17 protein-coding genes are annotated in these 15,217 nt (G+C 38.5%); 1 reads left to right on the forward strand and 16 read right to left on the reverse strand.

The features are described 5' to 3' along the window. Positions 1-2 precede the first annotated feature (2 nt). The 10 genes from ACEVFT_RS16740 to ACEVFT_RS16785 form a co-directional block, all read right to left on the reverse strand. Entirely contained in the window at positions 3-470 is a 468-nt protein-coding gene (locus ACEVFT_RS16740; protein WP_342441534.1) for an NUDIX hydrolase, read from the reverse strand. A 348-nt stretch (positions 471-818) separates the two neighbouring features. Beyond that, the gene (gene trxB / locus ACEVFT_RS16745; protein ID WP_036078816.1) at positions 819-1,763 is read right to left on the reverse strand and encodes a thioredoxin-disulfide reductase; all 945 of its coding nucleotides are present in this window, start codon (positions 1,761-1,763) and stop codon (positions 819-821) included. Positions 1,764-1,925: 162 nt separating this feature from the next. Next, positions 1,926-3,449, reverse strand: a complete 1,524-nt coding sequence (locus ACEVFT_RS16750) for a tetratricopeptide repeat protein (protein WP_393950794.1) — start codon at positions 3,447-3,449, stop codon at positions 1,926-1,928. Between the two features lie 90 nt (positions 3,450-3,539). Beyond that, positions 3,540-4,157 carry a bifunctional phosphoribosyl-AMP cyclohydrolase/phosphoribosyl-ATP diphosphatase HisIE gene (hisIE, locus tag ACEVFT_RS16755; RefSeq protein WP_342533395.1) on the reverse strand — a complete coding sequence of 206 codons (618 nt, stop codon included), beginning with the start codon at positions 4,155-4,157 and terminating at the stop codon, positions 3,540-3,542. After that, positions 4,154-4,915: an imidazole glycerol phosphate synthase subunit HisF gene (hisF, locus tag ACEVFT_RS16760; RefSeq protein WP_393950795.1), complete on the reverse strand. Its 762-nt coding sequence runs from the start codon at positions 4,913-4,915 to the stop codon at positions 4,154-4,156. Before hisF ends, hisIE begins: the two co-directional genes overlap by 4 nt. Continuing rightward, a complete protein-coding gene (hisH, locus tag ACEVFT_RS16765; RefSeq protein WP_393950796.1) occupies positions 4,909-5,541 on the reverse strand; it encodes an imidazole glycerol phosphate synthase subunit HisH in 633 nt (210 codons plus the stop codon). Before hisH ends, hisF begins: the two co-directional genes overlap by 7 nt. Beyond that, complete coding sequence (hisB, locus tag ACEVFT_RS16770) at positions 5,538-6,137, reverse strand: imidazoleglycerol-phosphate dehydratase HisB (RefSeq protein WP_205445444.1); 600 nt, start codon at positions 6,135-6,137, stop codon at positions 5,538-5,540. The genes hisH and hisB overlap by 4 nt, the downstream gene beginning before the upstream one ends. Positions 6,138-6,141: 4 nt before the next feature. Further along, a complete protein-coding gene (gene hisD, locus ACEVFT_RS16775) occupies positions 6,142-7,416 on the reverse strand; it encodes a histidinol dehydrogenase (protein WP_393950797.1) in 1,275 nt (424 codons plus the stop codon). Positions 7,417-7,453: 37 nt separating this feature from the next. Next, entirely contained in the window at positions 7,454-8,089 is a 636-nt protein-coding gene (gene hisG, locus ACEVFT_RS16780) for an ATP phosphoribosyltransferase (protein WP_205445447.1), read from the reverse strand. Further along, positions 8,082-9,254: an ATP phosphoribosyltransferase regulatory subunit gene (locus tag ACEVFT_RS16785; RefSeq protein ID WP_393950798.1), complete on the reverse strand. Its 1,173-nt coding sequence runs from the start codon at positions 9,252-9,254 to the stop codon at positions 8,082-8,084. Before ACEVFT_RS16785 ends, hisG begins: the two co-directional genes overlap by 8 nt. Positions 9,255-9,817: 563 nt before the next feature. Here ACEVFT_RS16785 and ACEVFT_RS16790 point away from each other — a divergent pair. Continuing rightward, positions 9,818-10,021: a hypothetical protein gene (locus ACEVFT_RS16790; RefSeq protein ID WP_393950799.1), complete on the forward strand. Its 204-nt coding sequence runs from the start codon at positions 9,818-9,820 to the stop codon at positions 10,019-10,021. A gap of 687 nt (positions 10,022-10,708) precedes the next feature. Here the strand turns inward: ACEVFT_RS16790 and ACEVFT_RS16795 are convergent. The 6 genes from ACEVFT_RS16795 to ACEVFT_RS16820 form a co-directional block, all read right to left on the reverse strand. Next, positions 10,709-11,251: an acyltransferase gene (locus ACEVFT_RS16795; RefSeq protein ID WP_205445451.1), complete on the reverse strand. Its 543-nt coding sequence runs from the start codon at positions 11,249-11,251 to the stop codon at positions 10,709-10,711. A gap of 5 nt (positions 11,252-11,256) precedes the next feature. After that, positions 11,257-11,898, reverse strand: coding sequence for a pyrophosphatase PpaX (ppaX, locus tag ACEVFT_RS16800; protein WP_342441542.1), 642 nt, complete (start codon positions 11,896-11,898; stop codon positions 11,257-11,259). Positions 11,899-11,911: 13 nt separating this feature from the next. Continuing rightward, positions 11,912-12,733 carry a prolipoprotein diacylglyceryl transferase gene (lgt, locus tag ACEVFT_RS16805; protein ID WP_205445455.1) on the reverse strand — a complete coding sequence of 274 codons (822 nt, stop codon included), beginning with the start codon at positions 12,731-12,733 and terminating at the stop codon, positions 11,912-11,914. Between the two features lie 46 nt (positions 12,734-12,779). Then, positions 12,780-13,715: an HPr(Ser) kinase/phosphatase gene (gene hprK / locus ACEVFT_RS16810; protein ID WP_131521124.1), complete on the reverse strand. Its 936-nt coding sequence runs from the start codon at positions 13,713-13,715 to the stop codon at positions 12,780-12,782. A 142-nt stretch (positions 13,716-13,857) separates the two neighbouring features. Continuing rightward, entirely contained in the window at positions 13,858-14,175 is a 318-nt protein-coding gene (gene cccB / locus ACEVFT_RS16815) for a cytochrome c551 (RefSeq protein ID WP_205445457.1), read from the reverse strand. A gap of 48 nt (positions 14,176-14,223) precedes the next feature. Next, positions 14,224-15,066 carry a YitT family protein gene (locus tag ACEVFT_RS16820; RefSeq protein WP_205445458.1) on the reverse strand — a complete coding sequence of 281 codons (843 nt, stop codon included), beginning with the start codon at positions 15,064-15,066 and terminating at the stop codon, positions 14,224-14,226. Between the last annotated feature and the right edge of the window lie 151 nt (positions 15,067-15,217).

Here is a 15,217-nt window from a genome sequence, read left to right on the forward strand (position 1 = left end):
CTTTATTGTTCTTTTGAAATTTGTATTTTCTGATGAAGTAATTCAAAATTCGTTGTATAGTCAAACGTGCCATACTGAATGCCTGATTGCGAAACAGCAAATTGTAAATTAGTTCGATCTCCTTCAGCCATTGGCAAATGTGCTAAATCCTCTACTGGGTGCCATGCAAGCTTGCCTTCTCTTGTTTCTTCGAATGGTATACCTTCTACATCCTTTGCAACAAATGTATAGAGCATCCATTCATCCACTACATCATTGTTTTCTTTAATGACCATCGTATAAACACCCTTTAAATGAACATGTAAAGGTGTAACATTTGTCTCTTCTTGAAACTCACGTAAAGCAGCCTCAAAGATTGACTCGCCGCTCTCCATTTTCCCTCCTGGCGCTACATACCAGCCTCGTCTTGGTTTCTGAAGTAATAATACTTTACCGTCTTTTACGGCAATTAAATTTGCAATTCTTTGCATAGGCACACCTCTAATCACTTTTGCATTCTACTCTTCATTATAACAAGACCTTGTAAGATTTGTCCTCATTTACAACTCTTGTACGCAGACAATTAACAATTTAGTTTTATTCAAAGATAACCATTTTATCTTGGGCGAAATTTACGTTTTTCCTGATAGGATTATTTGATTTTTTACACATAAAAAAGTAGGTTGCTTCCACCTAATGGAGGCGGAAACAACCTACTAAACAAAATAAAAGGGGGATTGCTAATTACATTTTTAATGATACACCTTTTATATGTCATACAAGTTACAGCAATATTAAAACCACATTAAAATTGTATTTTTTACCTTAAAATAGCCATGTTAGGCATTAATTTTCTCTAATAACTCTTCTACATAATGTTGAACAGCTTGCGCGGCAATACTACCGTCACCAGTTGCTGTTACAATTTGACGAAGTGATTTTTCACGAACATCTCCAGCTGCAAAGATACCTGGGATTTTTGTTTCCATCGTGTCGTTTGTCAAAATATAGCCAGCATCATTTAAGATGCCTAATGACTCAAATGGTTTAGTTAAAGGTAACATACCAATATAGACAAAGACGCCATCTGTTGCAAATTCAGATTCCGTACCATCGACAGTTGATTGTAGCGTTACACTGCCAACTTTACCATTTGCTTCATTGATTTCTTTTACAGTTGCATTCCAAATGAAATCAATTTTTTCATTGGCAAAGGCACGATCCTGTAGAATTTTTTGTGCACGTAATTTATCGCGACGGTGGACAATTGTCACTTTATCAGCAAAGCGAGTTAAATAGACACCCTCTTCAACAGCCGAATCTCCGCCACCTACGACAACTAGATTTTTTTGTTTAAAGAATGCACCGTCACATACTGCACAGTAGCTGACACCACGGCCACCAAGTTCTTTTTCACCAGGCACGCCCATTTTTTTATACTCAGCACCAGTTGTAATAATAATGGCACGTGTTTTATATTCTTTTGCACCTGATTTAATTGTTTTATATTCTTCTCCATCGATGATTTCCGTTACATCACCATAGGCATATTCAGCACCAAATTTTTTAGCATGCTCAAACATTTTTGTAGAAAGCTCTGGTCCTAAAATTGTCTCAAAACCTGGGTAGTTTTCTACTTCTTCTGTGTTTGCCATTTGTCCACCAGGGATACCACGTTCAATCATTAATGTTGACAAATTCGCACGAGATGTATAGACAGCAGCAGTCATCCCGGCAGGACCTGCACCAATAATTACTACATCATAAATTTTTTCTTCCGACATAAATACTTCCCCCTAAACAGAATACTTTTTATCTTCATTCAACCAATAAGTGTAACGTCATCTATAGAAGAAGATCAATGACGCTAAGGAAAAATTGGTGATAGCGTTAGTATGTTCATCGTATGTGAAAGTATAAAGTTATTCAACTATGTTGCTCACACATTAATTATGACTGTTTGGCAAAAACGTTAAGATTTCGTCAATATACTTCGTTAAAGTAGATACCGATACTCCATATTGCTGTGCAATTTCCTTTTTTGTCACTTTGAGCATTTGTGAAGATCTGAATAAATAATCATTTGCTCCTGCAATTGCTGTTGGATTTGTAAAACGATAATTTTCTACTAAAGCTTGTTCACATAGCACAAACCACATTTGAAACATCGGGACAATTAATGATGATAGCTTTCCATATTGTTCTAATAAAATTTCTGAGACCTGTACTGCCCGTAAAAAGCTTGCTTCTACTTTGTTTTTCTTATCAAATTCATGTCCAAGTGCATAAGCAAAAAACAATTTCTCAAAAGAGCCTAATTGTTCAATATCAATCCATTTCGGATGGGCGATAATTTCTTGCTTATGCGCTGTACCTTTCAGTAAAAACAAACCAAAAATGCGCTCACTTGTATACGTGCTCTCTAATTTTTCAACAATAAAATCACGGTCGTGCTCCAACGCATCAAGTCCAAATTCATTTTCTTGTTGGCGCCAAGGTTCGAAGCCCTCTTTGTCTGGGTCTAGCTCTAGAAGCTGATCCCACGCACTTTTCGAAATTTCCTCATGACCTGAGAAATAGGCAGCATGTGACAACCAAAAGTAAAATCCTGCATCTCCTAAATAGCCTCTCTTTTGCATACTGCGCAACCATTTATAGGCTAATTCATACTGTCCGATTAAGGCTAATGTCGCACCAAGTTTATAACGATGCTCCCATGTATAGGGTTGAATTTTAACAAGGACATTTAACAGTTCTTGTAAATCCTCTTCATTTTTTTCATAATACGCAATCACCGTTAAATTGCATAATGCGTGTAGATTGCCCTTATTTTCACGTAGCACTGTATGCAAGAGCGCCTTAGCTTGCTCTTCTTCTCCAACATAAAAATAAGCGAGTGCTAGATTATTATAGGCTGACCAAAATGCTGGTCGATCTTCAATTAAATCTTCTAAAATAGTAATAGCTTCTGGAAAATCTCCCTTTTCCATACAACGACGAGCTTGTTCCTGACGATATAAATCCTCACCAGATCCTTCAAGCTCTTCAAAATCATCTTGCTCAAAAGCGACAAACTCTAATATTTCTGCTGCTTCATCAGCATAAGCACCCTCAGGTTCTAGCTTTAAATATTCTTCTGCAAAGCGTTTAGCATCATGCATGATGCCCACACATCCTGATACTTCTGCCATATAAAATATGATTTCTGGATTATCTGGATCAAGTTGATAGGCACGACGAAGCAGATCATACGCTTCCTCAAAACGTTGACCTTCTAACTCTACTATGGCTAACTGCAAGATAATCATTGGATCGTCGGGACTTAAATCTACCGCACGCTGTAAATATTTATAGGCTTTATTCATTTGTCCACTGTTCATTGCTTGAATTGATTTCTTATAATAATAGTCGCCTGTTGGAATGAACGACACTATATTCGATTGAGTCTCATTTTGACGTTTCTTTTCCAATATATTTCCTCCGAAACAAGAAATAAGGAACGTATTTTACGTTCCTTTACACAGTAATCCCTATTATACCACACAATCAATAATATGCTGTTATTTCTCCTCGTGACGTTTTTCCAACACATGTAGAACATCATAAATGCTTACTTTTTGTTCTTGTAATAGTACTAGGAGATGATAAATTAAATCAGCTGCCTCCCATTTTACTTCCTCTGCATCTCGGTTTTTAGCACCAATGACTACCTCTGTTGCTTCTTCTCCAACCTTTTTACAGATTTTATCGATGCCCTTATCAAATAAATATGTAGTGTAAGCTCCTTCTGGCATTTCTTGCTCTCGCTTTTCAATGACACGAGCAAGTTTAGAAACGATGTCCACAGAGCCGACCTTCTCTTTTTGCTGTATAACCTCAGTGAAGCAAGAAATTGTACCATTATGACATGCTGGCCCCGTCGGTAGAACCTCCACTACTAACGCATCTTGATCACAATCTGCTTTGATTGACACTACTTTTTGTGTATGACCACTTGTTGCGCCCTTATGCCAAAGCTCTTGACGGGAACGAGAATAAAACCAAGTTTCTCCTGATTCAATTGTTTTAGCTAATGACTCTTTATTCATATAAGCTACTGTTAATACCTCTTTTGTATTGGCATCTTGTACTACAGCTGTAACAAGACCTCTCTCATCAAATTGAATGTTCTCTATCATCTTACTGTCACTCCTTTTTCACGTAAGTATTCTTTTACTTGCGCTACACTTGTTTCTTTGTAATGGAAGATGGAGGCTGCTAGTGCAGCATCTGCATCTACCTCATGTGCTAATACTTCGTAAAAATGTTCGGCATGTCCCGCTCCACCACTAGCAATCACAGGGACTGTCACAGCATCACGTACTGCTTTAGTTAAGGCTAAATCAAAGCCAGATTTTTCTCCATCTTGATTCATACTTGTTAATAAAATCTCACCAGCTCCTAACCGTACAGCCTCTTTTGCCCACTCAATGGCTGACCAAGTTGTTTTGTTGCGTCCACCATGTGTATAAACCATCCATGTGCCATCTTCTTCACTATAGCGAGCATCTATTGCAACAACGATACATTGTGCACCAAAAAAATCTGAGCCTTCCTGAATAAGAGCGGGCCGCTCCAACGCAGACGTGTTCACGGATACTTTATCAGCACCTGCACGTAATATACGCTTCATATCATCCAATGTACGAATGCCTCCGCCAACAGTAAAGGGTATGGCAAGCGTAGCTGCTGTTTGACGAACAACGTCTACCATCGTTTCTCGACCTTCATGTGAAGCAGAAATATCTAAAAATACAAGCTCATCTGCTCCTTGTTCATCATAGAACTTCGCAAGCTCCACTGGATCACCTGCATCTCGGATAGAGACAAATTGTATACCTTTTACAACACGACCTTCTTTCACATCAAGACATGGGATAATACGTTTTGTTAGCATGCCTTCACACCTTTCAGCCATTGCTCTAATAAATAAACACCTAATTCTCCTGATTTTTCAGGGTGGAATTGCATGCCAGTCACTGAACCATTTGTCACAATACCAGGTACTTTAATGCCGGAGTAATCCGCATAGGCAACAAGCTCTGATTCTTCTATATCTGTTGCATAAAATGAGTGAACAAAATAGACATGCTTCGCTGATACTTCATTATTTAACCAGGCAGGACGATTTGTCACAATCAGCTCATTCCAACCCATATGTGGCACTCGGTATGCTTGGCCATCCTGGATACCACTAAAGCGTTTAATGCACCCCTTGAAAAAACCTAGCCCTTCTGTTGAGGTTACTTCATCACTTTGCTCAAACAATAATTGCATACCTAGACAAATTCCCAAAAGAGGACGATTTTCGCTTTGTGCCTTGTGTAAATATTGATCTAATTTTGTTTCTGCTAAACGCTTTCTGGCATCAGGGAATGCGCCCACCCCTGGTAACAATAGGGCATCTGTTGTATCTAACACCTTCTCATCAGCCGTTACAATAACTTCACAGCCTAGATGTTTTAATGCCTGTTCCACACTAAATAAATTGCCCATACCATAATCAATGACACCTATTTTCACGTTAACAGCCCCTTAGTCGATGGTACGCCTTTCACACGTGGGTCAATTTCCACTGCAGCATCAATCGCACGCGCTAATGCTTTGAAAATCGCCTCAATAATGTGATGTGTATTTTGTCCATAGGGTACAATTACGTGAACATTCATTCGTGCCTCAAGGGCAAATTTCCATAAAAATTCATGCACTAATTCTGTATCAAACGTTCCTACTTTTTCTTTTAATGTTGGCACACGGTACTCTAGATGAGGGCGATTTGAGCAATCTACCACCACCTGAGCGAGTGCGTCATCCATCGGTACAAAGGCGTTACCATAGCGTTTTATGCCTTTCTTATCACCAAGTGCTTCTCGAACAGCTTGTCCTAAGACAATACCAAGATCCTCTGTTGTATGGTGATCATCAATATAGGTATCACCATTTGCATGTATTGTGCCATTAAATAGTCCATGCTTGATAAATAAGTCAAGCATATGGTCCATAAACCCCACGCCTGTTTGGATATCTGCGTTACCCTCGCCATCTAAATCAATTGCTACTGAAATTTGCGTTTCATTTGTTGTGCGCTCTATCTTTGCATATCGTTTCTTTTCTGTCATCGTCCTATTCCTTCTCCCATCCACGTGATTCCACTGCACGGGCATGGCCCTCTAAGCCTTCCATACGCGCTAGACGTGCAATTTTTGGTGCATTGTCTTTCCATGTTTTTTCACTATAGTAAACAATACTTGATTTTTTCACAAAATCATCGACATTTAAGCCACTTGCAAAACGAGCCGTACTATTGGTTGGTAGCACATGATTCGTCCCTGCAAAATAATCACCAACTGGCTCAGAACTATACCGACCTATAAAAATACCGCCAGCATGTCTTATTTGCTCAGCTAGCCCCTCTGCATTTTCTGTCACAATTTCTAAATGCTCAGGTGCCAATGAATTAATGGCCTCCACTGCATCTGACAACGTTTCAGCTACATAAATTACCCCAAAATTTTCTATGGAAGTACGAGCTACTTCTTGACGTGGTAGGTTCAGCAATTGCTTCTCTACTTCCTCAGCTACTTTTTTGGCTAATGACTCTGAGGTTGTGACAAGGATGGCGCAGGCTAGCGGATCATGCTCTGCTTGTGATAAAAGATCTGCAGCAATCTCATCAGGATAGGCTGAATCATCAGCCAGCACAGCAATTTCACTTGGTCCCGCAATCATATCAATCGCTACTTCTCCAAATACCTCACGTTTGGCAAGTGCCACAAAAATATTTCCTGGACCTGTAATTTTATCAACTGGGGAAATTGTTTCTGTGCCATAGGCAAGAGCTGCAATGGCTTGTGCTCCACCAACTTTATAAATTTCATCAATCCCTAAAAGGTGAGCCGCCACAAGGACACCTGCTGGTAGCTTCCCATTCTGCCCTGCAGGGGAAGTAATAACAATACGTTTCACCCCTGCAACCTGTGCTGGTATCACATTCATCAATACAGATGAAGGGTAGGCTGCTGTGCCACCCGGAACATATAGTCCTACTGCATCTAAGGCTGTCACCCGTTGACCTAGCCAAGAACCATCTCCCAGTTCTAATCGATAACCTGAACGTATCTGTTGTTCATGATAAAAACGGATATTTTCCGCAGCTTCCGCTAAGTCCTTATAGAGTTGTTGATCAAGTGCATTTACTGCTTCCTGTATTTCTTCTTCAGAGACACGGAAGCTCTCAGGTACATAGCCATCCCATCTCTCAGTATAGGTACGTAATGCTGCATCACCCTGTGCCTTAACATCTAATAGCACCTGTCGCACAACTTTTATCTGTTCCTCATTTCCCCCTTCAAGTGGTCTTTTTAAGGAAATGCCTTTTTCAAGTTTTGTTATTTTCATAGGATGAATCCCCTTTAGTCTATGTAGCTAAAAATGATTACTTTTTCTGCTCATTCACACATTTTTTTAATCGCTTCACGAGGTCAATAATACGCTCACCTTTCATACGATAACTTACTGGGTTTGCAATTAGTCGAGAAGAGACAGCGGTAATAAATTCATATTCTACTAAGCCATTTTCTTTTAATGTACGACCCGTAGAAACAATATCGACAATTCGATCAGCTAAGCCAATCATTGGTGCTAATTCAATAGAACCGTTAAGCTCGATTATTTCCACTTGCTCTCCAATGCCTTTGTAGTACTTCATTGCAATATTCGGATATTTCGTAGCAATTCTAGGTGCAATCTCATTCATTGAAGTGTTTGGTAAGCCTGCAGAAGCGATATAGCAATTACTAATTTTCAAATCAAGTAATTCATGCACCTCTCGCTGTTGCTCTAACAAAACATCCTTCCCAGCAATACCAATATCAGCTACACCATGTTCAACATAGACAGGAACATCCATTGGCTTTGATAAAATAAAGCGAATTTTTTCCTCGGGTATTTCAATCATTAATTTACGTGACATCTCTACTTCTTCTGGTAAATTAAAGCCTGCCTCTAACAACATTTGATATGCCTCTTCAAAGATTCGTCCTTTGGGCATTGCAATCGTTAATTCATTCACCGCCAACTTCCTCCTGTCCAACTACCACCACTTCTGTAAAGTATGCTAAAAAGGCCGCTTCATCGACTAGACTACTACGTAACTGTAAAGTAGCTAATTTTCCTGCTGCTCGTAATGTTTTAACCTTTAGTAAAGCCGTCTCAAATTGTTCTTCCTCAAAAAGTACAACGGTTGCTTCCTGTCGTTTCTCTGTTTGCCCATTTAAAGTTTCTAATAAACGATCTACTCGAATACTAAATCCTGTAGCACCAACTTTCGAACCAAATACCTCTAACAGGCCATCATAACGGCCTCCATTTCCCAATAAAAAGCCACTTCCTACAGCAAATACTTCAAAAAGCATGCCTGTGTAATAACTCATATGACTCGAAAGTGTGAAATCAAATGCTACATAATCAGCTAAGTCAGCCATTTCCAATAGTTGAGCAAGCTGTTGCATGTATTCTAATGCATCATTTTTACGGACATATTTTTCAATATCTCGGATATCTTTAACATTCATGGCTTCTTCAATAAATTGTAAGAGGGCATCAGATTTTGCTTTTGGCAGGTCAAAAGACTCCACCGCTTCTTCAAACCCTACATAATTTCGTTGGACAAGCAATGTTCTAAGAATTGTTTGCTGTTCGATACTCTCTGTGTAATCTTGTAAAATGCAATTTAGTATGCCAGCATGTCCAATCGTGATTTTAAACTCTTCTAATTTAAAATGCTTTAATAGCTCCATTGCCGTTACAATAACTTCTGCATCGGCAAATACGGATTGATCACCTATTAACTCAATCCCCATTTGATCAAACTCTGCTGGTCTTCCACCCTCTGCTTCCTGAGCTCGAAAAACGCTCGCGAAATAGGCAAGACGTAGAGGAATCATTTCTTTCAATAATTTTGATGTAGCTACTCGAGCAATCGGTGTAGTCATATCAGGTCGTAGCACTAACGTGTTTCCTTGGCTATCTACTAGCTTAAATAAATGAGCATCAGCAATAGCCGAAGCCTTTCCCACTGTATCGAAATACTCCACAGCAGGCGTTTTAATAAACTCATAACCCCTTTTATATAAAAAGTCTCTGCCAGCATGTCTAACAGCTTCAACTTTCTCATAGATTTGCGGAAATGTATCGCGCATTCCAAGTGGTTTTTCAAACATTTTTATTGACGACATATGGACACTTCCTTACATTTCACTTTAATTCACTAGAGTATTAGAGAATTAGATTATGAAAGAATTTTAACTTATTTCAATTAAACAGTCAACGCTATCCTTATTAATTATCAAAATCTTTAAATACTTATTATTCCGTTAATTATACACATTAAGTAGAAAAGAATTACATAAAAAGCATGACTCATTTCTCTTATAATTTGACAAGATATTTTACTGAGAATGAGAATGTGTCTAAAATGTGACAAATCAATTATTAATCACTTAAAGTATTCGCTAAAAAATTGATAATGATTCTCTCTTAACAAATCATTGGTAAAAATAAAGATTTATCAATAGACTATTCTCAATATAGAAATCCATAAATTATCTCAGAATAATTATTTTTTACCTCTCACTTAAAATGATTATCAATCTCATTATCATCAATAATACTTTACTATCAATATCCTGATTGATTATTACTCTCATTCTATTTTTCTTTTTACATTTTAAAAAACTTAATATAGAATAGCATTAATAACAAAAAGAACCATATACACTACACATTGGAGGGATTTATTATGGCATGTCCATTCGTACAACTTAGTGAGCAAATGATCGTTAGTATTTGTAAAGGCGATTTTTATCCTGGTGACAAAGTAACACTTCACACAACTGAAGACATTGATGGGACTGCAATTAAATCAACCTTTGTTGAAACTACTTGCTTAGGTGATCACGACACTTGTGAATTCAAGTCAGACTATGACGCAGCTCTTGCATAAACAGTAAAAGCTACTCCAAAAACTAATGATTTTTGGAGTAGCTTTTTTATGCAAAAAACTCACGAAGTATATACCCATACTACGTGAGTTCATGTTGTTGCAAAAAGATGATGTCAACGGCAGAAAAAGCAACTTTGCAAGGTGAGAGGTTGATTTCCGTTCCGCCAGCGTCCTTTCCAGGGGGCGTCCGATGAGCCGCTTCACTCACTTCCGTTCGCTCCAGGGTCTCCTCTGTGACGCTAAATCCCCTAGGAGTGACGCTGGCTCCACTCCAATCAACCATTCTGCAAAAGTGTCTTTTCCTCATTTTTCATACTAGCGGTAGCGATCAAAATAGCCCATGATTTGTATGATTAGAAAAAGGATAGGTTTTTATTTTCAATGTAGAGAAGTGATGAATGACAACACCTCTCCATAAAATGAGTAGTGAAGACCTTCCCTTTATTTGAAAACCTTTGCTAAAAAGGTAACATTTTTATGGGTTGGAGTGGAGGGCTACTTGACTCCCGTGGGATAGCGAGACAGGCGAAGCCCTGCACGGAGCGGTAGCGGAGGAAGCGATTCGGCGCTCGCCCACAGGAAAGCAAGTAGCCTGCAACGGAAATCTATTTCTACCTTTTAATTGACTGTTTTGTTTTTCAACATTAAAAACTCACGAAGTATATACCCATACTACGTGAGTTTCTATTATTTTTTTGGTGTACACCATTCTACAGTCTCATTGCGTTTGCGCTCTGTCATTTGTTCAGCAGTATAAATTATTCGCATCGGATTGCCCCCTGCTAAACAACCTGCTGGTACATCCTTATGTACAAGAGTGGCAGCTGAAACAATGGCACCATCTCCAATTGTTACACCTGGTAAAATGGTTGAATTTGCCCCTATCATTACTTCATTTCCAATATGAACATCACCTAAGCGATATTCCTCTATTAAATATTCATGCGCTAAAATGGTTGTATTAAATCCAATTACGGTATTGTTTCCAATGAAAATTCGTTCTGGAAACATGGTATCTGGCATGACCATTAAGGCTAATGACGTTTGCTTACCAATTGTCATGTTTAAAAATGTACGATAAAGCCAGTTTTTCACACGTAAAAATGGTGTGAAGCGTCCAATCTGAATGACAATGAAACACTTCATCACCTTCCAAAAGGACACCGTATCATATATATTCCAAAGTGAATTGGCTCCTTCGACACGGTAACGTTCTGTTTTACGCGCCATCTACCCTACCCCTCTTTCACAATATCAAATAAATCTGACATATGCTGTAACATATATTCTGGTTGATACTGCTGTAAGTACGCCTCACCTTTAATTGCCCAAGCAACACCAGCTGCTCTTACACCAGCACGATGTCCTGCTTCAATATCATGCGAATTATCACCAATCATAATGGCATATTCTTTTTCTATTCCCAATCGTTCCAAAGCAAGTAATACTGGCTCTGGATCAGGCTTCACATTGTTCACATCATCAGTACCAATTCGCACATCAAATAGATGCGTTGCCCCAAGAATAGCAAGTCCACGATCAATGGTCTCATTACGTTTCGTCGAAACAATAGCCAATCGTATACCTTGAGCTTTTAATTGCTCTAGTGTTGACACAACATCAGGGTATTGGCTGACTAGTTCATCATGGTGCTCAATATTCCAAGCGCGATACATTTCTATCAAAGCTTCTTCTTCACCTGGTGCAATGTCATTAAATGTCTGTTTCAATGATGGACCAATGAATTTCAGGCAATCTTTTGGCGAATATTGCCCGGGAAATCGCTCATTTAATACATGCATAAATGTTTGAATGATTAAATCATTTGTATTCAGTAAAGTTCCATCAAAATCAAATAGTAGTGCCTTTACAGCCATCTTTTACAACCCCTTATTTATTATCCAAGTATTTCACGGCTGGTTTCACTTTTATTCTACGATAAATAATTGCACCTAAACCAACTACAATACCAATAATGGAGACAACCTGTGCTGAACGTAAATCTCCAACTAAGTAGAGGCTATCTGTACGCATCCCTTCGATATAGAAGCGACCGATAGAATACCATATTAAATAGCTAAAGAAAATTTCACCACGATGTAAGTTCACTTTGCGCAAAGCTAATAAAATGATAAGCCCAATCAGGTTCCAAACCGATTCATATAAGAAAGTGGGATGTACATAAGAACCTAATTCTTCGATATACATTTGATTAATAATCCAATCTGGTAGCATTAGGTTTTCTAAAAATGCTTTCGATACCTCACCACCATAAGCCTCTTGGTTCATAAAGTTGCCCCATCGCCCAATAATCTGCCCGATTAAAATACTAGGTGCTGCAATATCTGCTACTCGTAAAAAGCTTACATTTTTTATACGAGTAAATATGTAAGCTGTAACAAATGCCCCGATGAGTGCTCCGTGAATGGCAATACCACCATTCCATATCTCAATGATTTTTCCTGGATTTTCGCTATAGTAATCCCATCGCATTGACACATAGTAAATACGTGCACAGATGATGGATATAGGAACTGCCCATAATAATAAATCTGCAAGAAAGTCTTCAGGCAAACCTCGCTTAACAGTCTCTCTTTGTCCAACAATATAGGCTAAAATGATTCCCGACACGATTAGCAATCCGTACCAACGAACTGGAATGGGGCCTAAATGAAAGGCGATCGGGTCAATCTGTAATAGTAATAAATCCATCTTCTACTCCTCTCAATATGTCATGAACAATGTTGTTTGTAACTTTTTAATCATCTAACACATCATTAGATGTGATTACTTCATCTAAACGTCTTGAAAATTCCTCTGCTGCATTGACGCCCATTTTCTTTAAACGATAATTCATTGCTGCCACTTCGATAATAACGGAGACATTGCGTCCTGGTCTTACCGGAATTGTTAATTTTGTTAGTTCCGTATCAATTATCTTCATTTTTTCTTCTTCTAAGCCTAATCGATCATAAACTTTTTGTGGATCCCATATTTCTAGTTCAATGATGAGGGTAATCCGTTTATAGGGGCGTACTGCACTTGCACCAAAGAGTGTCATGATGTCAATAATGCCGATTCCTCGTATTTCCAATAGATGCTCTAAAAGAGGAGGAGGGCTTCCAATTAATAGGTTTTCTGATTCTTGACGAATTTCAACACAATCATCAGCTACCAAACGATGACCCTTTTTAACGAGTTCAAGTGCTGTTTCACTTTTACCTACACCGCTTTTACCAATAATAAGCACACCGATGCCATACACATCGACAAGCACACCATGCGCTGCTGTCATTGGAGCTAAGCGTCCCTCTAAGTAGTTTGTCAATCTACTCGAAAATTTGGTTGTGGTCATATGTGTTTTAAACACAGGTACGTGCTTTTCGTTTGAGGCTTGAATAAGCTCCTCGGGTACTTCTAAATCTCTAGAAATAATAATAGCAGGCGTATCCTGTGAACAAAGTAAACGCATACGCTCAAGCTTGACATCTGCTGGTAGCATTTCAAAAAAGGAGAGTTCCGTCTTGCCAAGCAATTGTACACGATTGGCAGGATAATGGGTAAAGTATCCTGCCATTTCAAGACCTGGTCTTGAAATATCACTTGTCACAATGGTCCTGCCTATTCCTTCTTCACCAGCTAATAACTCTAACTTAAATTTCTCCATAACATCTCTTGTTAATACTACGACCAATGAAAAAGCCTCCAATCAATGGATAAGGTTCTCCTTATTTTAGCATGTCTATGTGTAAAAGAAATGTATTTACTCTCAATACAATGTTTACTTTCACTAAAAAAACTAGCGGCTCTCCAGCCCGCTAGTTTTTTAAAAGCTATTATTTTTGAGCCGCTAACCACTTAGCAACTGCCTCAGCATCTGCACCTTTTACTAATCCTGCAGGCATGCCGTTTTTACCATTATTAATAATATCTAAAATTTCTGATTCAGATAAACGAGAACCTACATCATTTAATGCTGGACCATTTGCACCTTGTAGCTCGCCACCATGACAAGTAACACAAGATTTCATCGCAATTGCTTCGCCATCTGGCTCTGTAGCACTTTCATTATTAGTTGCAGTTTTATCTCCGCCACCACATGCAGCTAAGAAGATTGCTGATCCGAACACTAATGTTAACATTGCTTTTTTCATTAGTACCCCTCCTCATAATAAATACCTTACGCCGCCATTATACCAAATTTATGCACGTTTGAAACCTTCTCCTAATACCTCATAAGCATCAGAAACGATAACAAACGCTGATGGGTCAACGCTTTTAATGAGTTGTTTCAGCTTTGTGAATTCTGTTTGATAAACAACAACCATCAGAACTGGTCGTGCTTCTCCTGTATACCCACCGATTGCTGGTAACTTCGTTACACCACGATTGATTTCAGCATATATGGCTTCCCTTACCTCATCTTGTTTCAATGTAATGATATAGACCATTTTAGATTGACTAAAACCTAGCTGAATAATATCAATCGTTTTTGTGGTAACATAAAGTCCAATCAGAGCATACAAACCTTTTTCTAAGTCAAAAACAATTGCTGCACTAATTGCGATAACGCCATCTATTAACAGCACACTTGTTCCAAGCGACAATCCTGTATATTTCGTAATGATTTGCGCTAGTAAATCAGTGCCACCAGTTGAAGCATTCCCCTTAAAGACCAGTCCTATCCCCAGGCCAACAACAATTCCGCCAAAAAGAGCACCCAATAAAGGATTATCAGTCCAAGGCTCCCAGCTATTTGTTAACAAGACAATAAACGGTAACGTAATTGTCCCAATAAAGGATTTTATCCCAAATTTTTTGCCCAGAAATAACACACCAGCAATAAAAAGCGGAATGTTAAATGCATATTGAACAATTCCCGGATTCCAACCAAATAAACCATGTAAAATCGTACTAATCCCACTTACCCCACCTGAAGCGACTTGATTTGGTAATAAAAAGACATTAAAACCAACAGCAATTATTGCCGCTCCTACAATGACATACACATACTCCACAATGCTATCTCTCACATCATGTTTCATTTCCCCACGCCCACTTCAACTATCAGAATTTTTTAAAGACGAGATGATTATAGCAAATACTTTTAGCCTTGAGAACTTCATCTTGATGAAGGGATACTATATTGAGGAAGATATAAAATAAGCTATCTTACTGTAATCAATAAGATAGCTT

Origin of the sequence: Lysinibacillus sp. PWR01, assembly GCF_043359455.1 — a bacterium.
In the GTDB taxonomy this organism is placed as follows: domain Bacteria; phylum Bacillota; class Bacilli; order Bacillales_A; family Planococcaceae; genus Lysinibacillus; species Lysinibacillus fusiformis_F.